The organism is Curtobacterium citri, from assembly GCF_030362955.1.
Lineage (GTDB): Bacteria > Actinomycetota > Actinomycetes > Actinomycetales > Microbacteriaceae > Curtobacterium > Curtobacterium citri.
Genome location: NZ_JAUCML010000003.1, coordinates 223,763 through 244,864, shown reverse-complemented (window position 1 = coordinate 244,864; position 21,102 = coordinate 223,763). Strand labels below are relative to the sequence as shown.

Annotated in this window: 19 protein-coding genes; 14 read left to right on the top strand and 5 right to left on the bottom strand. The window is 73.3% G+C overall.

The window, feature by feature from the left end; translation table 11 throughout:
- The first annotated feature begins 14 nt into the window (after positions 1–14).
- Positions 15–257: a hypothetical protein gene (locus tag QUG92_RS05995; protein WP_182045292.1), complete on the top strand. Its 243-nt coding sequence runs from the start codon at positions 15–17 to the stop codon at positions 255–257.
- A gap of 71 nt (positions 258–328) precedes the next feature.
- Entirely contained in the window at positions 329–529 is a 201-nt protein-coding gene (locus QUG92_RS05990) for a hypothetical protein (protein WP_182045293.1), read from the top strand.
- A 144-nt stretch (positions 530–673) separates the two neighbouring features.
- Here the strand turns inward: QUG92_RS05990 and QUG92_RS05985 are convergent, their stop codons facing one another.
- The 3 genes from QUG92_RS05985 to QUG92_RS05975 form a co-directional block, all read right to left on the bottom strand.
- Complete coding sequence (locus QUG92_RS05985) at positions 674–1,612, bottom strand: aldo/keto reductase (protein ID WP_289458058.1); 939 nt, start codon at positions 1,610–1,612, stop codon at positions 674–676.
- Positions 1,613–1,738: 126 nt separating this feature from the next.
- The gene (car, locus tag QUG92_RS05980) at positions 1,739–5,098 is read right to left on the bottom strand and encodes a carboxylic acid reductase (RefSeq protein WP_289458057.1); all 3,360 of its coding nucleotides are present in this window, start codon (positions 5,096–5,098) and stop codon (positions 1,739–1,741) included.
- Between the two features lie 46 nt (positions 5,099–5,144).
- On the bottom strand, positions 5,145–5,804 hold the full coding sequence (locus tag QUG92_RS05975; RefSeq protein ID WP_289458056.1) for a 4'-phosphopantetheinyl transferase family protein: 660 nt from the start codon (positions 5,802–5,804) through the stop codon (positions 5,145–5,147).
- An 83-nt stretch (positions 5,805–5,887) separates the two neighbouring features.
- On the opposite strand from QUG92_RS05975, the gene QUG92_RS05970 reads away from it, so the two are divergent.
- Together QUG92_RS05970 and QUG92_RS05965 are read left to right on the top strand one after the other, a co-directional pair.
- Positions 5,888–6,739 carry a putative RNA methyltransferase gene (locus QUG92_RS05970; RefSeq protein ID WP_289458055.1) on the top strand — a complete coding sequence of 284 codons (852 nt, stop codon included), beginning with the start codon at positions 5,888–5,890 and terminating at the stop codon, positions 6,737–6,739.
- 17 nt (positions 6,740–6,756) lie between these two features.
- On the top strand, positions 6,757–7,191 hold the full coding sequence (locus tag QUG92_RS05965) for a hypothetical protein (protein WP_289458054.1): 435 nt from the start codon (positions 6,757–6,759) through the stop codon (positions 7,189–7,191).
- A gap of 9 nt (positions 7,192–7,200) precedes the next feature.
- On the opposite strand, the gene QUG92_RS05960 is transcribed toward QUG92_RS05965, so the two are convergent.
- The gene (locus QUG92_RS05960) at positions 7,201–7,620 is read right to left on the bottom strand and encodes a VOC family protein (RefSeq protein WP_289458053.1); all 420 of its coding nucleotides are present in this window, start codon (positions 7,618–7,620) and stop codon (positions 7,201–7,203) included.
- Positions 7,621–7,682: 62 nt separating this feature from the next.
- On the opposite strand from QUG92_RS05960, the gene QUG92_RS05955 reads away from it, so the two are divergent.
- Positions 7,683–8,630, top strand: a complete 948-nt coding sequence (locus QUG92_RS05955) for a helix-turn-helix transcriptional regulator (protein ID WP_289458052.1) — start codon at positions 7,683–7,685, stop codon at positions 8,628–8,630.
- Here QUG92_RS05955 and QUG92_RS05950 read toward each other — a convergent pair whose 3' ends face one another.
- A complete protein-coding gene (locus QUG92_RS05950) occupies positions 8,631–9,605 on the bottom strand; it encodes an Abi family protein (RefSeq protein ID WP_289458051.1) in 975 nt (324 codons plus the stop codon).
- Positions 9,606–10,001: 396 nt separating this feature from the next.
- Here QUG92_RS05950 and QUG92_RS05945 point away from each other — a divergent pair, with 396 nt between their 5' ends.
- The 9 genes from QUG92_RS05945 (at position 10,002) to QUG92_RS05905 (ending at position 21,056) form a co-directional block, all read left to right on the top strand.
- Entirely contained in the window at positions 10,002–10,091 is a 90-nt protein-coding gene (locus QUG92_RS05945) for a potassium-transporting ATPase subunit F (protein WP_058729515.1), read from the top strand.
- Positions 10,091–11,779 carry a potassium-transporting ATPase subunit KdpA gene (gene kdpA / locus QUG92_RS05940; RefSeq protein WP_289458050.1) on the top strand — a complete coding sequence of 563 codons (1,689 nt, stop codon included), beginning with the start codon at positions 10,091–10,093 and terminating at the stop codon, positions 11,777–11,779. The genes QUG92_RS05945 and kdpA overlap by 1 nt, the downstream gene beginning before the upstream one ends.
- Complete coding sequence (gene kdpB / locus QUG92_RS05935) at positions 11,779–13,908, top strand: potassium-transporting ATPase subunit KdpB (RefSeq protein WP_289458049.1); 2,130 nt, start codon at positions 11,779–11,781, stop codon at positions 13,906–13,908. Before kdpA ends, kdpB begins: the two co-directional genes overlap by 1 nt.
- Before the next feature lie 3 nt (positions 13,909–13,911).
- Complete coding sequence (gene kdpC, locus QUG92_RS05930; protein WP_289458048.1) at positions 13,912–14,517, top strand: potassium-transporting ATPase subunit KdpC; 606 nt, start codon at positions 13,912–13,914, stop codon at positions 14,515–14,517.
- Positions 14,518–14,673: 156 nt separating this feature from the next.
- Positions 14,674–17,166 (top strand): ATP-binding protein, encoded by a 2,493-nt coding sequence (locus tag QUG92_RS05925; RefSeq protein WP_182045304.1) that lies wholly within the window; start codon positions 14,674–14,676, stop codon positions 17,164–17,166.
- A complete protein-coding gene (locus QUG92_RS05920) occupies positions 17,163–17,864 on the top strand; it encodes a response regulator (protein WP_182045305.1) in 702 nt (233 codons plus the stop codon). Before QUG92_RS05925 ends, QUG92_RS05920 begins: the two co-directional genes overlap by 4 nt.
- Before the next feature lie 81 nt (positions 17,865–17,945).
- Entirely contained in the window at positions 17,946–18,467 is a 522-nt protein-coding gene (locus QUG92_RS05915; RefSeq protein ID WP_289458047.1) for a helix-turn-helix domain-containing protein, read from the top strand.
- Positions 18,454–18,924, top strand: a complete 471-nt coding sequence (locus tag QUG92_RS05910) for a GNAT family N-acetyltransferase (RefSeq protein ID WP_289458046.1) — start codon at positions 18,454–18,456, stop codon at positions 18,922–18,924. The genes QUG92_RS05915 and QUG92_RS05910 overlap by 14 nt, the downstream gene beginning before the upstream one ends.
- Before the next feature lie 56 nt (positions 18,925–18,980).
- Positions 18,981–21,056 carry a glycosyltransferase family 39 protein gene (locus QUG92_RS05905; protein WP_289458045.1) on the top strand — a complete coding sequence of 692 codons (2,076 nt, stop codon included), beginning with the start codon at positions 18,981–18,983 and terminating at the stop codon, positions 21,054–21,056.
- Positions 21,057–21,102: the final 46 nt, after the last annotated feature.

Sequence of the window (21,102 nt, the reverse complement as noted above, 5' to 3'; positions counted from 1 at the left end):
CTCCGGTCATGTCGATGAGCACACCGTTCGATCCGCAGCAGCCCGGCGCCGACCTCCCCGTGGACGGGACGGTGCCGGACCGGGACGAGACCGAGACGGAGGTCGAGGTCGAGGAGGACCGCGGCGCCGACGTCGGGCCCGACTCCGCCGACCCCGCCGTCTCGCCGGTCTCCCACGAGGACGAGGACGAGGCCGGCGGCGGTCCGGTGTTCCGTCGGCCCGAGGCCGGCGACCGGCTGCACCCCGAGGACCTCTGACACCTCGGGCGCACTGCCACCCCGGGCGCACTGCCACCTCGCTGCCAGCCGCGGGCGGCATGCTCGTCCGCATGTCGTTCGCGAACTCGTGGGACCCGTCGAAGGGTCGTGCCATCCCAGAGGACCAGGTCAGCCAGGACGGGCTCGAACTCGACGAGGAGACCGCCGCCGAGCTCGGCATCTCGTTCGACGTCGTCGGTGGCGCCTCGGCCGACCCGGCGCGGGTGTCGCCCACGGACGTGCACGTGCCGAGCGCGCCGACGGCCGACTAGCGGCACGGAGCCAGAGCCGGAGCCATCTCGTGGCGCGACGTGCCGGTGCACAACCGGAGGCACCTCGCGCCACGTGATCGCGCGGCGCGAGGTGCCTCCGGTTGTGCGGGGCGTGCCCGGCAACGGCCGGGCTGCGGCGGCCGGTCAGGGGACGGTGTGCCCCGCGGCCGTGAAGATCCGGTACCACTCCTCGCGCGAGAGCACGACGTCCGACCCCGCGGCCGAGTCCCGGACGCGCTGCGGGTTCGTCGTGCCGAGCACGACCTGGAAGTGCGCCGGGTGCCGGGTGATCCACGCCACCGCGATGCCGGTCGGGGTGACCCCGTGCACCGCGGCGACCTCCTCGAGGACGTCGTTCAGCTCGGCGTACTGCTCGCGGTCGCCGAGGAAGACGCCGTCGAAGAAGCCCTTCTGGAACGGCGACCAGGCCTGCAGGGTGATGCCGTTCATCCGGGCGTGGTTGAGGATGTCGTTGTCGCGGTCGACCGACTGGTCGAGGGCGCCCATGTTCGCCACGACGCCCTGCGCGATGACGTTCGCGTGCGTGATGCTCAGCTGCACCTGGTTGAACGCGAGGGGCTGCCGGACGTGCTGCTTGAGCAGCTCGACCTGGCCGGGAGTGTGGTTCGAGACGCCGAAGTGGTGCACCTTGCCGGCGGCGTGGAGCTCGTCGAAGGCCTTCGCGACCTCCTCCGGCTCGACCAGGGCGTCGGGGCGGTGCAGGAGCAGGACGTCGACGTAGTCGGTGCGCAGCGCCTCGAGCGACTCCTGCACGGACTCGATGATGTGCTCGTACGAGAAGTCGAAGTACGCGCCGTTCGGGGTCGGCCGGATGCCGACCTTGGTCTGCAGCTGGATGTCGGCGCGCTCGGACGACGACAGGGTGACGGCCTCGCCGAAGCGCTGCTCGCACCCGTGCCAGACGCCGTAGACGGCCGCGTGGTCGAACATGGTGACGCCCGCGTCCCGTGACGCCGAGTACAGCGCGCGGATGTCCTCGTCGCTCATGTCGTTGATCCGCATGAGGCCGACGACGACGTCGGACGCGGTGAGGTCGGTCTGTGGCAACTCCAGTGTCTTCACCCGATCGATCCTGCCAGCGGCGGTCCCGGTCAGACAGGCCCTGACGGGGCCGGTCGCGACGGTCTGCGGACGGGAGGCACGGTGCGGGCCGGCACCGTGCCTCCCGTCCGGCGGTCCGACCGCTCGTCAGGGCGCGCTGACGCGCGCCGGCGGGAGCAGCCCCAGGAAGGCGAGGTCGTCGGCGACCTTCGTGATCAGCGCGTGGTCGAGGGACGGCACGTCCGGCGACCCGAGCGGACGGACCCGCCGGACCGCGGCGGAGAACGCGTCCGCGGGGATCGCGGAACCGGCGTGCGGCTCCTCGGGGAGGGCGAACGCGTGCAGGAGCGGCAGGACCGAACGGGCGCGGTCCTCGTCGGGCATCGCCTCGAGCGCCGAGCGGAACCGCTCGACCCACTCGCCGTGGTCGGTCACGCGCTCGACGTCGTGGCCGTCCTCGACCAGCCAGTCGACGAAGGTGTCGAGCGAGACGCCGTCGTCGTGCGGGTTCACGACGTTGTACGTGTGGAACCCCTCCGTCACCGACGCACCGATCGCGTCGAGGGCCGCGGCCGTGAAGTCCGCGGGCAACCCGTCGTAGTGCGACCGCTGCACACCGCCGTCCGGGTCGCGACGGACGAAGGACGCCGGGGCGAGGCCCGTGGCGAGCACGCTCCAGACCAGGCGGGTGAAGACGTCCGGCAGGTTGACCTGGCCGCGCCAGCGGGGGTGCGCCAGCACCATGTCGGAGCGGAACACCGCGACCGGGACGCCGTGGTGGTCGTGCGCCTCGTGGAGCAGCACCTCGCTCGCCCACTTGCTCGCGCCGTACCCGTTCGCGTACTCGTCGCCGAGCGTCCACTGCGGGATCGTGGTGCGGACGTCGGCGCGCTCGTCGAGGGCGGCCGGTGCGTCCGGGTCGGCGACCTCGGTGGCGCTCGGACGGGCTCCGCCGGCGACCGCGACGCTCGACACGAACGTGACCGGGACGCTGCCGGCGGCGATCGCCAGGCGGATCGCCTCGGCGGTCCCGACGACGTTCGGGCCGAACAGGGCGGCGTACGGCAGCACGTGGTTCACGAGGGCGGCCGCGTGCGCGACGAGGTCCAACCGGGCGGCGAGGCCCCGCCAGCGCCCCTCGTCGAGCCCGAACCGCGGCTCGCTGACGTCGCCGGCGATGACCTCGAGCGCGTCGTCCAGCTCGGCGACGCGGGCGGCGAAGGCCGGGTCGGCGGCGAACGCGGCGTCCAGGCGCCGGCGCGCGTCGACGTCGTCGGCACCGCGCACGACGCAGACGAGCGTGCCGCCGACGGGGGCGAGACGCTCGAGCCAGTCGAGGACGGTGAAGCGGCCGAGGTAGCCGTTCGCCCCGGTCAGCACGACCGTCCGGACACCGGCGTCGCACGCGGCCCGGTCCACCGGGTCCGGCACCGTGCCGAGCAGCCGGTCGAGGCGCAGGTCCTCCGCCCGCAGCACCGTCGGGTCGGCACCGTGCACGCGGGTGACGGTGGGCCGGTCGTCCGCGGCGGAGCGCTCGACGAAGGCGGCCACGGCGGCCAGGTCGTTGGTCGGGTCGGTGATGACGCCGACGGGCACCTCGGCGTCGAAGACGTCCTCGAGGATCCCGGAGAACGTCAGTGCGGACAGCGAGTCGCCGCCGAGGTCGGAGAAGCGGGCGGCTGCGGCGGTCTCCGTCGAGACCTCGGCGCCGAGGAACTCGCGGGCGGCGCGGACCACCGTGTCGACGGTCGTCTCGTCCTCGACGTGCTCGCGCAGTGCCGCGACGAGGGTGCCGCTCTGCTGTTCGGCGACGGCGTCGTACACCGCTGCGAACCGGTCACCGTAGCGGGTGGTGAGGCGGGGACGCAGGAGCTTGCGGGCGTCCGAGAGCATCCCGTTCTCGACCGTGAACGGCTCCGGCTCGACGACCACGGCGCGGGGGACCTCGTACGGGGCGAGGCCGTGCTCGCGGGCGGTGCGCTGCAGGGCGGCGAGGACGTCGCGCTCCGAGGCCCCAGGGTCCGTGGGGACGACGACGGCGAGCAGGAACGCGTGGCGGCTGTCCCCGTGCAGGGCGACCTGCCGGACCCCGGGCGTCCCGCCGAACGTCGCCTCGAGCGCGGAGACCGCGACGAACTCGCCCTGCGAGAGCTTGATGACGTTGTTGCGTCGGTCGAGGTACTCGTAGGTGTCCGGTCCGGTCTGCGCCATCACGTCGCCGGTCCGGTAGAAGCCGTCCTCGTCGAAGACGGCCGCGGTGACGTCCGGACGGTGGAAGTACCCGGGGATCACGGCCGTGCTCTTCACGAGCAGTTCGCCCCGGGGGTGGGGACGGTCGGTGACGCGGTAGCCGAGCTCCGGCACGTCGACGAGCTTGTGCTCGGTGACCGGCGGCTGCTGGACGACGCCGTCCCGCAGGATGCTGCCCGCCTCGGTCGAGCCGTACAGGTCGTGCAGTGGGGTGCCGAGGCAGCCCTCGACCCAGGCGCGGAGCTCCGGGGTCAGCGGCGCGCTCGCGCAGACCGCCTGGCGCACGCGGCCGCCCAGGGCCCGGACCCGCAGGTCCGCCTGCACGGCGGCATGGACCGCGGCGGCGTCGGTGCCCGCGGCGGCGTCGGTGTCCGCTGCGAGGCGTCGCTGCTCCTCGCGGTCGCCCTCCTGCCGGATCATCTCGGCGACGCGGGGCACGAGGACGAGCTCGGTCGGTGCGAACACCCGCAGGTCCTCGAACAGCGTCGACAGGTCGGTCGAGGTGGCGAGGGCGACCGTGCCCCCGCGGCCGAGCGTCGCCAGCAGTGCGGCCCGTCCGGTGAGGTGGCTCGTCGGCAGGTAGGCGTAGCCGACGACCTCGGCCTCGGGGTGGTCGGGCCGGAGGGCGTGCCAGAGCCGCTCCACCATCCGGTGCGTGTACATCGCGCCCTTCGGGGTCCCGGTGCTGCCCGACGTGTAGAGCAGCAGCGCGAGCGGGTCCTCCCCGGCCGCGGGACGCCACGGCGTCGGACGAGGCAGGTCGGCGCCCCGGGCCACGAGCTCGTCGAGGGTCGGGACCGCGGCCGTCGCGTCGTCATCGACGTGCCCGGTGTCCACGCCGTCGAGCAGCAGCGTGCGGAGGCCGGTGTCCGACGCCTCGACGACCGCCCGCGCCGTCGCGGCCTGCTCGGCCGACACCGCGAGCCACACCGGGGTGGTCTCGTCGACGATCGCGCGGAGCGCCGCGACCGGTGCACTCGCCTGGAGCGGGACGCTCACCGCCCCGAGGATCGCGCACGCCAGGTCGAGCGTCACGCCGTCCGCGCTCACCGCACCCAGTGCCGCCACCCGGTCCCCGGGCGAGACGGTCTCGGCGAGCACCGCCGCGAGCGCACCCGCCCGGTCCCAGAGCTCGCGGTAGCTCGTGTCGGTCACGGCCGTCCCCGTCCGCTGCCGGAGCGCCGGGCGCTCCGCGTGCCGTGCGAACACCGTCGCGATCGACGTGTCCTCGTCCTGCTCGTCGTGTCCCTGGTCCATCGTCCTCGTCCCTTCCTCGTCACGGGTGCGCCCCCGCGCCCCCACGTCAGCGCTCGGCGAGCGTGGTGCCCGCCAGCGCCGTCCCCCGGTCCACTGCCCAACGTCCGACCGCGGTGAACGCGGGTCCCCGTCGGGCGACGGCGCCGAACGAGCCGTCCGGCCGCAGGTCGATCTCCGCGCCGTCGATGCCGAACCAGCCGCCGTGCGCCGTCGTCCGTGCCTTCGCGACCGCCTCGGACGCGGCCAGCAGCACGCTGTCCGGACTCTCAACCCCGGCCCGCCGCAGGGCGGCGAGACCGGCCGCGACGGGCGCGCTCGCCGGGTCGGCGATGCGCGCGAGCACCCCGGGGGGCAACGGCGCGGCCGGCGTCGCGTCGATGCCGAGCGCGGTGTGCTGGTCTTCCAGCCCGACCGCGCACGCGCGGAGACCGGCGCAGTGCGTGATCGTGCCGACGACGCCCTCGGGCCACTCCGGTGCGCCACTCCGGGCGACGCCGACGGATCCGGACGTCACGCCGATCGCAGCGAGGGCGCGGCACGCGAGCACCCGGCCGGTGACGAACTCCGCGCGGCGTGCCGGCAGTGCCGTGGCGACGGCGGCGTCCTCCTCGTCGGTGAGGGGGCCGTCCAGGTCGTGTGCGGCCGTCGCGACGACCACCGAGGCGGGCAGGAGCGCCGACCAGGGGGACCGTCGTTGAAGTTGCACATTGCAATCAGACGCCGGTTCCCTCCGAGTCCCCCGAACGAGGCGCCGAGGGCCCGCCGCGTCGACGCCCGTACGCTGGGTCGGTGCGCGACGACCTGCTCCCTGTGCTCGCCTGCCCCGTCTGCGCCGAGCCGCTCGGTCGTGTCGCCGCGGGCACGGTCGGCTGCGCGATCGGCCACCGGTTCGACGAGGCGAAGCAGGGCCACCTGACGCTCCTGCCCGCGAAGCGCCGAGCCCTCACCGCGGACACCCCGGCGATGGTCGACGCGCGGATCCGGTTCCTCGGTCGCGGGCACTACGCGCCCGTCGAGCGGGCGCTCGCGGCGGTGGTCGCCGACACGACCGCACCCGGGGTGGTCCTCGACGTGGGGTCCGGCCCGGGCACCTACCTCGCCCACGCCCTGGACGGCACACCGGACGGGAGGCCCGACCCGGCCCCGACAGACGCCGTCGCTGCCCGCCTCGGGGTCGCCCTGGACCTGTCCGCGGTGGCGATCCGACGGGCGGCACGCGTCCACGCGCGGGCAGGAGCCGTCGTCGGGGACGTGACCGAGCGCCTCCCGGTCGTCGACGACGCGGCCGCCGTCGTGCTGGACGTCTTCGCGCCCCGCAACCAGCGCGAGTACGCGCGGGTGCTGCACCCCGAGGGAGTGCTGGCGGTGGTGACCCCGCGGACCGGCCACCTGGCGGAGCTCGCCGAGGCGACCATCGCGGTCGACCCGGAGAAGGAGCGGCGACTGCACGACTCGTTGACGCCGTCGTTCGCGCTCCGGTCCTCCGAGGACCGCACGTGGACGATGGAGCTGTCGGCCGACGACGTGCACGACGTCGTCCACATGGGCCCGAGCCACCACCATGTGGACCCCGAGCGCACCTTCGCGCCGACGACCGTCACCGCGGCCGTGACGGTGAGCACCTGGACGCCGGTGCGCTGACTCCCTAGGGTCGGCCCATGGGGTTCCGGGTCGTGGGGGTGGTCGCGGGCCTGCTGGCGCTCGGGACCGGGGTCGGTCTGTCGGCGTGCACGTCGTCGTCGAGCGCCGACGCGGGACGCGACTGGTGCGTCCCGCTCCTGACCGTCGCACCGGTCACCGTGCAGCCGGGGGACACCGTGACGCTCCGCTCCGAGGACCGCTGCGACGCCCCGGTGCCCGACGGTGGGTGGCACGTCGTCGCCACCGTCCCGCAGGCGGACGGGCCCGAGGTCGCCGTCCGCAGCGCGGACTCGTTCGACGGGTCGTGGTCGGCGTCGGTGACGCTGCCGCGGGACTTCCCGGTCGGCGATGCCGTGTTCGGCATCGCCGACTGGGACGACGCACCCTGCTCGGACACCTCCGGGAGCTGCGCGGCGGCGTCCGGCTCCTTCACGGTCCGGGCCGCCGACTGACGACGGCCGTCAGCTGGCCTCGGACGCGACGTCGAGCTGCCACACGACACCGAAGCGGTCGCGCAGCTGCCCGGCGAGCGGCGCCCACGGCGAGGGGGCGAGCGGCTGCCGGACCTCGGCGCCCTCGGACAGTGCCTCCCAGTACCTCGTGACCTCGTCGGCGTCGTCGCCGTGCACGAAGACGTAGAACGCGTTCGCCCCCTGGTCGTACGGCTGGTCCGGCCAGACGTCGAACGCCATGATGCGGAAGCCGGCCTCGGTGGTGACCTGTCCGAAGACGATCCGGTCGGCCCAGGCGGGGTCCTGCGAGGCACCCATCTGACCGTAGGTGGTCGCCTGCACGGTGCCGCCGAAGGCTGCCGCCCAGAAGTCGAGGGCCTCGCGGGCCTGTCCGTCGAAGTTGATGTGGGTCGTGGTCTCGATGCTCATGGGACGAGTGTGACCGGCATTGCGGTCAGATCGTGGCCGCTTCTCGGACGAGGATGGGAGACATGGCCGATCCGTCCTCCCGCATGCTCGCCCTGCTCTCCCTGCTGCAGGTGCACCGCGAGTGGTCGGGGGACGAGCTCGCCGAGCGCCTGGTCGTGAGCCCACGGACCCTGCGGCGCGACGTCGACCGGCTCCGCGAGCTCGGTTACCGGGTCGAGTCCGTCCGCGGCCCGGCTGGCGGCTACCGCCTGGCAGCGGGGTCCGACCTGCCGCCCCTGCTGTTCGACGACGAGCAGGCGGTCGCGATCGCCCTCGCGCTCGCGGTGGCCCCGGCGTCCGGTGCGGACATCGCCGAGGCGTCCGTGCGGGCGCTCGCGACCGTGCGCCAGGTCATGCCCGAGCGCCTGCGGAACCGCGTCGACCTGGTGGACGCGGTGACGGCGCCGGGTGGCCCGCGCGTGGACCCGGACGTGCTCGTCGCCGTCAGCGAGGCGGTGCGCCGGCACGAGGTCCTGCGCTTCGGGTATGGCGAGCGGGACACCCAGCACCGGGTGGAGCCGCACGCGGTCGTCGCCCGGAACGGCCGGTGGTACCTGCTGTCGTGGGACCCGGAGCACGACGACTGGCGGACCCACCGCGTGGACCGGATGGCACCGCGGATGCGCACCCGGCTGGCCTTCGACCCGCGTCCGGTCCCCGGAGGAGACCCCGCCGCGTTCGTGTCCGCACGCTTCAAGGGTTCCGAGCGTGACGATGCGTGGCCGTGCACCGGGTCCGTCGTCGTCACGGCGGAGGACGCCGCACGGCTGGCCCCGTACCTGCCCGACGACGCCGTGGTCGAGCCGCTCGACGACGGACGGTGCCGGGTCACCAGGGGGTCCTGGTCGTGGGAGGGCCTGGCCGGGGCGTTCGCCGCGTCGACCGTGGTGTTCCGGGTCGAGGGGCCGGAGGAACTGCGGCGGGCGGTCGCGGAACTCGCGGATCGCCTCCGGGCGGCAGCGGCGCGCTGATCAGCCCTCGCGCTCCCGGTGGCGCGGGTGCCAGAGCGGCTCGGTGAGCCATCCGGGATCGGTTCCCGTCGAGCGGACATCGACGACGGTGGTCTCCGGGAACGCGCGCAGGAGCGCCGCCGTCCGCTCCTGCCAGTCGACGTTCGACGGCACCGAGTCGAGGAGGTGCGCCATCACCGCGAGGACGTCGTAGACACCGAACTGCTTCGGTGCACTCCCGGACGTCAGGTGGGCCAGCGCCGGTACCTGGCGTGCGGTCGGTCGCTTCGGTGCGACGACGAGTTTGCGGTTGAACAGCCGCGCTTGGTGGGCTGCGACGTTGCGGACGTAGTTCACCGCCGCAAGCCAGCTCCGCATCAGCTGCTTCGTGGGGACGTCGAACGCGTTGGCGACCTCCGTGGCCAGATCGTTCCGCAGTCCGCCGTAGAGACGGGACACCTGCCCGAACTCGAGCAGCTCCGTCACGACCCAGATCGGCATCCGGCCGTCGTAGCGCTCGCGGAAGTGCCGCACGAACGACTCGTCGGACCGCGCCTGGCGTTCAGCGAGTCGATCGAGCCACACCTGGTGCTCGCTCCCGCCGCCGTGTGCCTCACGAGGACCGGTGAAGGCGGACGTGAAGGTCGACGGCTCTTCGTGCGCGAACGGCGAGAGTCGTCCCATCGCGTACGCGAGGCGCGTCCGGACTGCCACCTCGATCCGTTCCACCGCTTCGAGGACGAGCACTCGGAGGGCACGATCGAAGGAGAGCAGTTCGTGGGCCTCTGCGAGCGAGGTGCCTTCTCGGTAGCGGTCGTCCACCACCACCTCGCGCCGACCGTCGGGGAGTGACCGCACACCGGAACGACGGAAGGGGTAGAGGTACCCGGTCAGCCGGTAGTAGCCGACCTCGCGCAGGAGGTCCGCTGCCCCGGCGTGGTCGTCGACGACGACACCGCGAGCTCGGATCAGGTCGATCTGGTCATCGACGGACAACCAGGGTTTCGAGTACGTCAGCACGCTTCCCCCACCCCCGGAGACGAGAAAATCGGCCCGAGCCGTGAGGCGAGCGGGCCGATCGTGATGCATCGATCCTACCGGAGGAGCAGCGGTGCAGCAACGATGAGCGGTCGTCGGACCCGTCGGTCGGCAGCGGGGCGTCAGGACGGCGCAAGCGTCCGCTAGAAGGGCGTGAGGATCCCGTTAGGAGCGGCCTGGAGGCGCGGCGTCGGATCCAGCATCGGTTCCGCACCACACGTGGTGCGGTCCGCGCCGCCCGGCGTCGGGCCCGCAGCAAGTTACGGAGTCCCTCGTGTTCGACGTCTTCGTCGTCGCCGGTGTCCTCGCCGTGTTCGGTGTGGTGGCACTCATCGCCAAGGGGGTGGAGCGACTGTGATCGTCGTCACCATCGCCGCCGCCGTCCTCGGCATCGCATCGGTCGTCTACCTGGTGTGGGCACTGGTCCACCCGGAGCGCTTCTGATGGCGGGCTCCGCTGCCGACACCTGGGCCGGCATCGCCCAGGTCGCCACGCTCGTCCTGCTGCTCGTCGTCGCGTACCGACCGCTCGGCGACTGGATGGCCCGCGTGTACACCCCGACGAAGCACGCCCGCCTGGAGCGCGGTGTGTACCGGGTGATCGGTGTCGACCCGGACGCCGAGCAGTCCTGGCCCGCGTACCTGCGCGGCGTGCTGCTCTTCAGCGCCGTCGGGGTCCTGCTCGTGTACCTGCTGCAGCGCATCCAGGTCGTGCTGCCGGGTGACCTCGGGCTGCCGAACGTCGGACCGGCGCTCGCGTTCAACACCGCGGCGTCCTTCGTGGCGAACACGAACTGGCAGTCGTACTCGCCCGAGGCCACCGTCGGCTACACCGTGCAGATGGCGGGCCTGGCGGTGCAGAACTTCCTGTCCGCCGCGGTCGGTCTCGCCGTCGCCGTCGCCCTCGTGCGCGGGTTCGCACGCCGGAGGTCGGGCACGCTCGGCAACGTCTGGGTCGACGTCGTCCGCGGCACCGGTCGGCTCCTGCTCCCGGGCGCCTTCGTCTTCGCGATCGTGCTGGTCGCCGGCGGCGTCGTGCAGTCGTGGGGCGGCGGGGTGGACGTCACGACGCTCGCGGGCGGCACCCAGCACATCCCCGACGGCTTCGTCGCGTCGCAGGAGGCGATCAAGGAGCTCGGCACGAACGGTGGCGGCTACTTCAACGCCAACTCGGCGCACCCGTTCGAGAACCCGCAGGCGTGGACGAACCTCGTCGAGGTCTTCCTCATGCTCGTGATCCCGTTCTCGCTGCCCCGGACCTTCGGACGCCTCGTCGGGGACGACCGCCAGGGGTACGCGATCCTCGCCGTGATGGGCGCGATCTTCCTCGTGTCGCTCTCGGTGATGTCGATCGCCGAGCTCGCGGGCGGCGGCAGCGCCACCCAGGCGGCCGGTGCCGCGATGGAGGGCAAGGAGGTGCGCTTCGGCATCCTCGGCACGACCCTGTTCGGCACGACGTCGACCGCCACCTCCACCGGTGCGGTGAACGGCATGTTCGACAGCTTCACGCCGACCGGCGGCATGATGGCGCTCGTCAACATGATGCTCGGCGAGATCAGCCCCGGCGGTGTCGGGTCCGGTCTCTACGGCATGCTCGTGCTCGCCGTCATCACGGTGTTCATCGGTGGGCTCCTGGTCGGCCGGACGCCGGAGTACCTCGGCAAGAAGATCCGCGCCCGCGAGATGACCTTCGCCGCGCTGTACATCCTCGTCACGCCGACCCTGGTGCTGCTCGGCACGGGACTGTCCCTGGTGATCCCGGGCGTCCGCGAGCAGGTCCTCGGCACGAGCATCTTCAACCCGGGCAACCACGGGCTCTCCGAGCTGCTCTACGCCTTCACCTCGGGCGCGAACAACAACGGCTCGGCGTTCGGCGGTCTGACCGCGAACACGACGTGGATGAACTCCGCGCTCGGCGTCGTGATGCTGCTCGGCCGCTTCGTCCCGATCGCGCTCGTCCTGGCGCTCGCCGGGTCGCTCGCGGCGCAGGACAAGGTGCCGGCGACCGTCGGCACGCTGCCCACGCACCGGCCGCTGTTCATCGGCCTGCTCGGTGCGGTCGCCGTGATCGTCACCGCACTCACCTACTTCCCCGTGCTCGCCCTGGGCCCGCTCGCGGAGGCCCTCTCCTGATGGGAACCGAACCCGTGTCCACCCCGACCACCCCGTCCACCGCGACCGCCGAGGCGGAGGCGAGCAGCGCCTCCCGGCCGGTCACCCGCTCGTCCGCGTTCGGACCCCGCCAGCTGGCGGCCGGTCTGCCGGGCGCCCTGCGCAAGCTCGACCCGCGCCTGATGTGGCGGAACCCCGTCATGTTCATCGTCGAGGTCGGCGCCGCGCTCACCACCGTCACCGCCTTCGTCGAACCGTCCGTGTTCACCGCGGCGATCGCGGTGTGGCTCTGGCTCACCGTCGTCTTCGCGAACCTGGCCGAGGCGGTCGCCGAGGGGCGGGGCAAGGCCCAGGCCGACACGCTCCGCAAGACCCGCTCCACGACCTCGGCACGTCGCGTCCTGCGCTGGGACGCCGCCGACGCCGCCGCGCTGACGAACGAGACCGAGGACATCGCCTCGGTCGACCTGGCCAAGGGCGACGTCGTGGTCGTCGTCGCGGGCGAGGTGATCCCCGGCGACGGTGACGTCGTCGAGGGCATCGCGAGCGTCGACGAGTCGGCGGTCACCGGCGAGTCCGCTCCCGTCATCCGCGAGTCCGGCGGTGACCGGAGCGCCGTCACGGGCGGGACCCGCGTGCTGTCCGACCGGATCGTCGTGCGGATCACGTCGACGCCCGGCGAGACCTTCATCGACCGGATGATCCGGCTCGTCGAGGGTGCGGCCCGCCAGAAGACGCCGAACGAGATCGCGCTGAACATCCTGCTCGCCTCGCTGTCGATCGTGTTCGTGATCGTCTGCCTGACCATGCAGCCCATCGCCGGCCTGGTCGGCGCGACCGTCAGCGTGCCGGTGCTCATCGCCCTGCTCGTCTGCCTCATCCCGACGACCATCGGGGCGTTGCTCTCCGCGATCGGCATCGCCGGCATGGACCGCCTCGTGCAGCACAACGTCCTGGCGATGTCCGGCCGGGCGGTCGAGGCCGCCGGCGACATCACGACGCTGCTCCTCGACAAGACCGGCACGATCACGTACGGCAACCGGCGGGCCTCCCGCTTCGTCCCGGTGCCCGGGGTGACCGAGGCCGACCTCACCGCCGCCGCTGCACTGTCCAGCGCCGCGGACGGCACCCCAGAGGGTCGCTCGATCGTCGACCTCGCGCTCGCCGCCGGGGCCGCCACGGGCCTGCCCGCCGGGGCCGTCGAGGTGCCGTTCACCGCGCAGACCCGCATGTCCGGGCTCGACCTGGCCGACGGGTCGCAGATCCGCAAGGGCGCGGCGGCGGCCGTGCTCGCCTGGGCCGGTCCCGCCGACGCCGCGGTCGTCGCGTCGATCGACGCCACCGTCGCCGAGGTCTCCGACCAGGGCGGGACGCCGCTCGTCGTCGGACGCCGCTCGCCCGACGGGTCGGTCGCGCTGCTCGGCGTCGTGCACCTCAAGGACGTCGTGAAGGAGGGCATGGCCGCCCGGTTCGCCGAGCTCCGGAGCATGGGCATCCGCACGGTGATGATCACCGGCGACAACCCGCGCACCGCGAAGGCGATCGCCGCCGAGGCCGGGGTCGACGACTTCCTCGCCGAGGCCACACCGGAGGACAAGCTCGCGCTCATCAAGCGGGAGCAGGAGGGCGGCAACCTCGTCGCGATGACCGGCGACGGCACGAACGACGCCCCGGCCCTGGCGCAGGCGGACGTCGGCGTGGCGATGAACACCGGCACGACCGCTGCGAAGGAGGCCGGCAACATGGTCGACCTCGACTCCGATCCGACGAAGCTCATCGACGTCGTCCGGATCGGGAAGCAGCTGCTCATCACCCGCGGGGCGCTCACCACGTTCTCGATCGCCAACGACATCGCGAAGTACTTCGCGATCATCCCGGCGATGTTCCAGCTGGCGTTCCCCGGCCTCGCGGCGCTCAACGTCATGGGGCTGCACAGCCCGGCGTCGGCCATCCTGTCGGCCGTCGTCTTCAACGCCCTCGTCATCGTGGCGCTCATCCCGCTCTCGCTGCGGGGCGTGCGCTACCGGGCGGCCTCGGCGTCGTCCGTCCTCGGACGCAACCTGCTCGTCTACGGGCTCGGCGGCGTCATCGTCCCCTTCATCGGCATCAAGCTGATCGACCTCGTGGTCGGTCTCATCCCGGGGTTCTGAACCATGGCTTCCTCCTCCCGTTCCTTCTTCCGTTCCACCGGTGTGGCGATCCGTCTCACCCTGCTGTCCACCGTCGTCCTCGGCGTCGCCTACCCGCTCGCGGTGTGGGGCGTCGGGCAGGCCGCCTTCCACGACCAGGCGAACGGCTCGATGGTGACCGACTCTTCCGGGAAGGTCGTGGGCTCGTCCCTCATCGGGCAGTCGTTCGACGGGTCGTCGTCCGCGCGGTGGTTCCAGTCGCGGCCGAGCGCCGCGGGCGAGGACGGCTACGACGCGAACGCCTCGTCCGGCTCGAACCTCGGGCCGAACAACCCCGACCTGGTGAAGTCGATCGAAGAGCGTCGGGCCGCCGTGGCGGAGGCCGACGGGGTGTCCGCCGCGGACGTCCCCGCGGACGCGGTCACGGCGTCCGGTTCCGGTCTCGACCCGGACATCAGCCCGGAGTACGCGCGGCAGCAGGTGGCCCGCGTCGCCGAGGCCCGCGGGCTGTCGGAGTCGGCGGTCCGGAGACTCGTCGACGAGCACACCGAGTCGCGCCAGCTCGGGTTCCTCGGCGAACCGGTCGTGAACGTCCTCGAGCTGAACCTGGCGCTGGCCGCCGCACGCTGAGCGCTGGTCGCCGGAGCAGCGCGCACAACCGGAAGCACCTCGAACCACGGAACCGCGTGGCGCGACGTGCTTCCGGTTGTGCGAGGCCGCCCCGCACCACGGACGACCCCGGCCACCCACCACCGCACCAGCAGCGAACAGCGAGAGGATGAGCCCGTGAAGCGAGGCAAACTGCGGGTCCTGCTCGGCGCGGCCCCCGGCGTCGGCAAGACGTTCACGATGCTCGAGGAGGGCCACCGGCTCCGGTCCGAGGGCCGCGACGTCGTGGTCGCCGTCGTCGAGACCCACGACCGTGCCGCCACGGCCGCGCTCGTCGACGGCCTGGAGGTCGTCCCCCGTCGGGTCGTCGAGCACCGCGGGGTGGCCCTCGACGACATGGACCTCGACGCCGTGGTCGCCCGGGCGCCCGACGTGGCCCTGGTCGACGAACTCGCCCACACGAACGCGCCCGGCAGCCCGAACGAGAAGCGCTGGCAGGACGTGGAGGCGCTCCTCGCGGCCGGCATCAGCGTCATCTCGACCGTGAACATCCAGCACATGCAGTCCCTCGGCGACGTCGTCCGCGAGATCACCGGCACCGTGCAGCGGGAGACCGTGCCGGACGCCGTGGTGCGCGCCGCCGACCAGATCGAGGTCGTCGACCTGTCCCCGGCGTCCCTGCGCGAACGACTCTCCGACGGCCTCGTCTACCCGGCCGCCCGCATCGACGCCGCGCTGTCGAACTACTTCCGCCTCGGAAACCTCACCGCCCTGCGCGAGATCGCCCTGCTCTGGCTCGCCGACGAGGTCGACGACGCCCTGAAGGCCTACCGCGCCGAGCACGGCATCGACCACCGCTGGGAGACCCGCGAGCGGGTCCTCGTCGCGCTCACCGGCGGTCCGGAGGGCGAGACGCTCCTGCGCCGCGGTGCCCGCATCGCCGCACGGAGCGCCGGCGGCGAGCTCGCCGCGGTCCACGTCACGACGAACGACGGGCTGCGCGAACGGCACCCGGGGGCCCTCGGCAAGCAGCGCACCCTGCTCGAGCAGCTCGGCGGCACCTACCACCAGGTGGTCGGCGACGACGTGCCGTCGACGCTCGTGCGCTTCGCGCGGTCGGTCGACGCCACGCAGATCGTCATCGGCGTCAGTCGTCGGAGCCGTCTGGCCGCGGCGATGACCGGGCCCGGGATCGGCAACACGGTCGTCCGCGAGTCCGGCGACATCGACGTCCACGTCGTCACGCACGAGCGGGCCGGCGGCGGGTTCGCGCTGCCGAAGCTCGGCGGCAGCCTGTCCCGAGGGCGGATCGTGGCGGCGTTCGCCGTGTCGCTCGTGCTCGGTCCGCTCCTGACCTGGCTGCTGTCCTTCGGCAACGACCCGGACGCCATCACGGTCGACGTGCTCGCGTACCAGCTGCTCGTGCTCGTCGTCGCGCTCACGGGCGGGATGTGGCCGGCGGTCTTCACCGCGGTGCTGTCCGGGCTGAGCCTCGACTACTTCTTCGTGCAACCCCTCTACATGGTCACCGTCCAGCAGCCGTGGCACCTCGTGGCCCTCGTGATGTACGTGATCAGCGCCGTCCTCGTCAGCTTCGTGGTCGACCGGTCCGCCCGCCGCAGCCGAACGGCACGTCGGGCGGCGGCCGAGTCGGGGCTCCTCGTCGGCATCGCCGGCAGCGTCCTCCGCGGCGACGACGCCCTGCAGGCGCTGCTCGACCGCACGCGCGAGGCCTTCGGGTTCACCGGCGTGCGGATCCGGCAGGGAGACGAGGTCCCGGCCACGTCGGGGACGTTCGCGGGGGAGCCGGACGCCACCACGGGCCTCCCGTCCGGCGCCGTCCTGGAGTTCGCGGGCGCACCCGACGACCCGACCCAGCGCCGGTTGCTGCGCGTCGTGGAGCAGCAGCTCGACGCCGCCGTCGAGCACCGTCGGCTCACCCGCACCGCGGTCGACGCGGAGCGCATCGCGGCCGCGGACCGTGTCCGCAGCGCGATCCTCGCGGCCGTCGGCCACGACGTGCGGCGGCCGATCGCGGCCGCCTCGGCCGCCGTGCAGACGCTGCACGCCGCCGACATCCAGCTGTCGGCCGCCGACCGGGAGGCGCTGCTCACCACCGCCGACGAGAGCCTCCGTCAGCTGGCGGTGCTGCTGGCCGACCTGCTCGACGTCAGCCGCGTGCAGGCCGGGGTGCTCGCCGTGACCCCGCTGCCGACCGCGCTCGAGACGGTCGTCGCCCCCGCGCTCGACGAGCTCGAGCTCGGCCCGGACGACGTGGACCTCGACCTGCCCGGGGACCTGCCGCCCGTCCTCGCGGACCCCGGCCTGCTGCAGCGCGTGGTGGTGAACCTGCTCGCCAACGCGAGCCGTTACGCCCCCGAGGGCACCCGGGTCCGCGTCGCGGCGAGCGCCTTCGGCGGCGGTGTGGAGCTCCGCGTCGCCGACCACGGGCCCGGCATCCCGGAGGACCGGCGGGGCGATGTGTTCCAGCCGTTCCAGCGACTCGGGGACACCGACAACGACACCGGCCTCGGCCTGGGACTCGCCCTGGCCCGCGGGTTCACCGAGGGCATGGGCGGCACGATCGAGGTCGACGACACCCCCGGCGGCGGCCTGACCGTCGTCGTGCGGTTGCCGATCGCCGGACACCTGGGAGTGGATGTCAAGTGAGCACGAAGGTCCTCATCGCCGACGACGACGCGCAGCTCGTCCGGGCGCTCTCCGTCACGCTGTCCGCCCGTGGGTACGACGTCGCGACCGCGCGGGACGGCCGGGCCGCCATCGACGCCGTGATCACCGAGCGGCCCGACATCGTGCTGCTCGACCTCGGCATGCCCCGGCTCGACGGGATCGGGGTGCTCGAGGGCATCCGCGCATGGTCGCAGGTGCCGGTGCTCGTGCTCTCCGGCCGGACCGACTCGTCGGACAAGGTCGACGCGCTCGACGCCGGTGCCGACGACTACGTGACGAAGCCGTTCCAGATGGACGAGCTGCTCGCCCGGCTCCGGGCCCTCGGGCGACGGCAGGCGACCGCGGCGGCCACCGCCGGCGCGACCCCGACCGTCACGATCGGGGACCTCGTGGTGGACCTCGTCGCGAAGCAGGTCACGCCGCCGACCGGGCCCGCGATCCGGCTCACCCCGACGGAGTGGCGACTGCTCGAGGTCCTCGTGACGAACCCGGGGCGGCTCATGACGCGCGAGATGCTCCTCACCGAGGTGTGGGGCCCGACGCACGGCAACGACTCCGGGTACCTCCGGCTGTACATGGCGCAGCTGCGACGGAAGCTCGAGCCGGAACCGTCGCACCCGCGGTACCTGGTGACCGAGTCGGGGATGGGGTACCGGTTCGCCCCGAACGGCGCGTGAGCCTGCTGTCGGGGAGGTGTCGGGAGCCTGTCGTGTCCGTGTCGTGGTGCTGTCGTGCCTGGCGTTCCTAGGCTCGGCACCATGAACGAGATGCGGATCGCCACCCTCCGACGCGAGCGGGGCTGGACCCAGGAACGACTGGCCGAGACGAGCGGGATCGCCGTCCGGACCGTGCAACGGCTCGAGCGGGGCAACGAGGCGAGCCTCGAGACGCTGTCGGCGATCGCCCGGGCGCTGGACGTGCCGGTGCGCGAGCTCTTCGCGGCGGAGGACGGTGCCGCGCTCGACGCGGGGGTCCGCGGTCTCGACGAGCGGACGGAGGCAGCGGCGGCGGCCGCAGCGTCCGACCAGGCGGCGCGCGACCGGTTCGCCGCCGGCTTCTGGTCGATGTCCACGGCCCTCGGTGTGCTGTTCGGCATCGTCACCGTGGTGCTCCTCGTCCTGCACGTGTGGTCGGCGCTGGTGTTCCTGCTCGTGGGGGCCTACTGGGCCGTCCGGTACCCGGTCGGTCGGTTCCTGCTCGACACCGTGATGGGCCCGCGGCTCGACCGCCGCTGGCCGCTGTCGCACGCGTCCGGCGCGCCGGTCCGTGCGGCTCGCTGAGCCGACGCCGGTCCGCGTCGGGCCGGAGGACGTCGACGAGGTGCACGCCTTCCTGTCGGCGTGCGACCTGACGGTCGCGGGCCTGTCCGATCCGGGCGTCCGTCTCTGGACGGTCCGTGATGCGGCCGGCACCGTCGTCGGCACCACGGGCTACGAGACCGGGCCGGACGGGAGGCACGTCCTCCTCCGCAGCGTGGCCGTCGGACCGACGCTGCGCGGCTCGGGCCGCGGGGCGGCGCTCGCCCGGTTCGCGATGACCGAGGCGTCGGCTGCCGGCGCACGGCGGGCCTGGCTGTTCAGCCGGCGGTCCGGCCCCTTCTGGCAGGGTCTCGGCTTCGTCGCCGCGGACCGGCAGGAGCTCGCGACGGTCCTCGCCGGGACGGCCCAGGTCGAGCTGTTCCGCTCCACCGGCCAGCTCGCGCGCGAGGTCGCCTGGAGCCGGTCGCTCGTCCCTTAGGGCCGTCCAAGGCTGCGCCGACGATCCGCGCACGTGGGGGTCGCACGCTCGGGGGCATGACCGAGACGATCCCCGCCGAGCGCCCGCGCCTCCTGCCGCCACCGACCCCGGGGCCACGTGCCCTCCGCGAGCGCCTGGCGGGGCTGGTCCGCGGTCGTGCGGACGCCGCGCGGTGGGAGCGCCCCGCGTTCCTCGGCCTGCTGCTGGTGACCGGCGTGCTGTACGTCGTGAACCTCGGCGTCAACGGCTGGGCCAACGCCTTCTACTCCGCGGCTGTGCAGGCGGGCAGCCAGAGCTGGGAGGCGTTCTTCTACGGCTCGTCCGACGCCGCGAACGCCATCACGGTCGACAAGCCGCCGGCGTTCCTCTGGGTGATCGGCATCTCCGTCCGCCTGTTCGGGCTGAACTCGTGGTCGATCCTCGTACCGCAGGCGGTCATGGGCGTGGCGTCGGTGGCGGTCCTGTACCGGATCGTCCGGCGGCGCTTCTCCGCCGGAGCCGCGCTCGTCGCCGGTGCGGTCCTCGCGACCACCCCGGTGGCGACCCTGATGTTCCGCTACGACAACCCGGACGCGCTCCTCGTCCTGCTGACGGTCGGCGCGATCGCCCTGACGCTCCGCGGCATCGAGTCCGGTCGGATGCGCTGGGTCGTCTGGGCGGGGGTGCTCGTCGGGCTCGGCTTCCTGACGAAGCAGCTGCAGGCGTTCCTCGTGCTGCCGCCCCTGGTCGGCGTGTACCTCGTCGCGTCGCCCCGACCGGTGCTCCGACGGGTCGGGCACCTGCTCGCCGCGGCGCTCGCCGTGGTGCTCTCCGCCGGGTGGTGGGTCGCGATCGTCGAGCTCGTGCCGGCCTCGGCGCGGCCGTACGTCGGCGGTTCGCAGACGAACAGCTTCCTGGAGCTCACCTTCGGCTACAACGGCCTCGGCCGGGTCACCGGCGACGAGACCGGCAGCGTGGTGCCCGGCGGGACGACCGGTGCGGGATCGTGGGGCTCGACCGGGCTGACGCGGCTGTTCGGCTCGGAGTTCGGCACGCAGGTGACGTGGCTGCTGCCGACCGCGCTCGTGCTGCTCGTCGTGGCGCTCGTCGCCGTCGGGGTGCGTCGGCGGCGTGACCCGCGGCTGGCCACGGTCCTGGTGCTCGGCGGCTCGCTGCTCGTCACCGGCCTGGTGTTCAGCTTCATGGGCGGGATCTTCCACCCGTACTACACGGTGGCGCTCGCGCCCTACGTCGCCGGGCTGGTCGGCATCGGCGCCGGGCTCCTGTGGCAACGACGCGAGGTGTTCGCCTGGCGCACCGTCACCGCCGGCGTGGTCGCGCTCTCCGGTGGGTGGTCGTTCGCGCTGCTGTCCCAGGCATCGTCGTGGCAGCCGTGGATCCGCTGGGTCGTCCTGGCGACGACGATCGTCGGAGCGGTGCTCGTCCTGCTGCCGCCGCGTGGCCGGGGGCTCTCTGGGGCAACGGTGGCCGCGGTGCTCGTCGCGGCGCTGCTCGGGCCCACGGCGTTCTCGGTGCAGACCACCACGGTCGGGCACACGGGGGCGCTGCCGACGGCCGGCCCGAGCGTCACGACGAGTGGGTCCGGCGGCGGTCGCGGTGGCATGCCCGGTGGTCAGGGCGCCCAGGGCGGCCCCGGCGGACAGGGCGGGCCCGGCGGACAGGCAGGGCAGGCGGGTCCCGGTGGGCAGGGTGCACCCGGCCAGGCGACGAACGGCCGAGGCGTCGGACCGGTTGCTGGCGGTGGTGGTGGCGGCGGCGGCATGAACCTCCTCGGGGGTTCCACCGAGGTCTCGGACCAGGTCGTGGCCGCGCTCACCACGGACGCCGACGCCTTCACGTGGGCTGCGGCGACCGTCGGGTCGAACAGCGCCGCCGCGTACCAGCTCGCCACCGGAGACCCGGTGATGGCGATCGGCGGCTACAACGGCACCGACCCGGCCCCGACCCTGGCGGCGTTCCGGGCCCTGGTCGCCGCGGGGAAGATCCACTGGTTCATCGGTGGCGCGCAGTCGGGTGCGGGCAGCAGCAGCGGGAGCGACGCAGCCGAGCAGATCGCCGAATGGGTCGCCGGCCACTTCGAGGCAACGACGGTCGACGGCGTCACGATGTACGACCTCACGCCGTCTTCCTGACCTCGGACACCGCCGGTGCCGCCCGCGTCCTCCGGACAGGGCCGGG

Excerpts from the sequence above, each read along its gene's own strand:
- QUG92_RS05955 (WP_289458052.1), top strand. The coding sequence starts at position 7,683 with ATGGCCGATCCGTCCTCCCGCATGCTCGCCCTGCTCTCCCTGCTGCAG.
- car (WP_289458057.1), bottom strand. The coding sequence starts at position 5,098 with ATGGACCAGGGACACGACGAGCAGGACGAGGACACGTCGATCGCGACG.
- QUG92_RS05965 (WP_289458054.1), top strand. The coding sequence starts at position 6,757 with ATGGGGTTCCGGGTCGTGGGGGTGGTCGCGGGCCTGCTGGCGCTCGGG.
- QUG92_RS05995 (WP_182045292.1), top strand. The coding sequence starts at position 15 with ATGAGCACACCGTTCGATCCGCAGCAGCCCGGCGCCGACCTCCCCGTG.
- kdpA (WP_289458050.1), top strand. The coding sequence starts at position 10,091 with ATGGCGGGCTCCGCTGCCGACACCTGGGCCGGCATCGCCCAGGTCGCC.
- QUG92_RS05905 (WP_289458045.1), top strand. The coding sequence starts at position 18,981 with ATGACCGAGACGATCCCCGCCGAGCGCCCGCGCCTCCTGCCGCCACCG.
- kdpC (WP_289458048.1), top strand. The coding sequence starts at position 13,912 with ATGGCTTCCTCCTCCCGTTCCTTCTTCCGTTCCACCGGTGTGGCGATC.
- QUG92_RS05915 (WP_289458047.1), top strand. The coding sequence starts at position 17,946 with ATGAACGAGATGCGGATCGCCACCCTCCGACGCGAGCGGGGCTGGACC.
- QUG92_RS05990 (WP_182045293.1), top strand. The coding sequence starts at position 329 with ATGTCGTTCGCGAACTCGTGGGACCCGTCGAAGGGTCGTGCCATCCCA.
- kdpB (WP_289458049.1), top strand. The coding sequence starts at position 11,779 with ATGGGAACCGAACCCGTGTCCACCCCGACCACCCCGTCCACCGCGACC.
- QUG92_RS05960 (WP_289458053.1), bottom strand. The coding sequence starts at position 7,620 with ATGAGCATCGAGACCACGACCCACATCAACTTCGACGGACAGGCCCGC.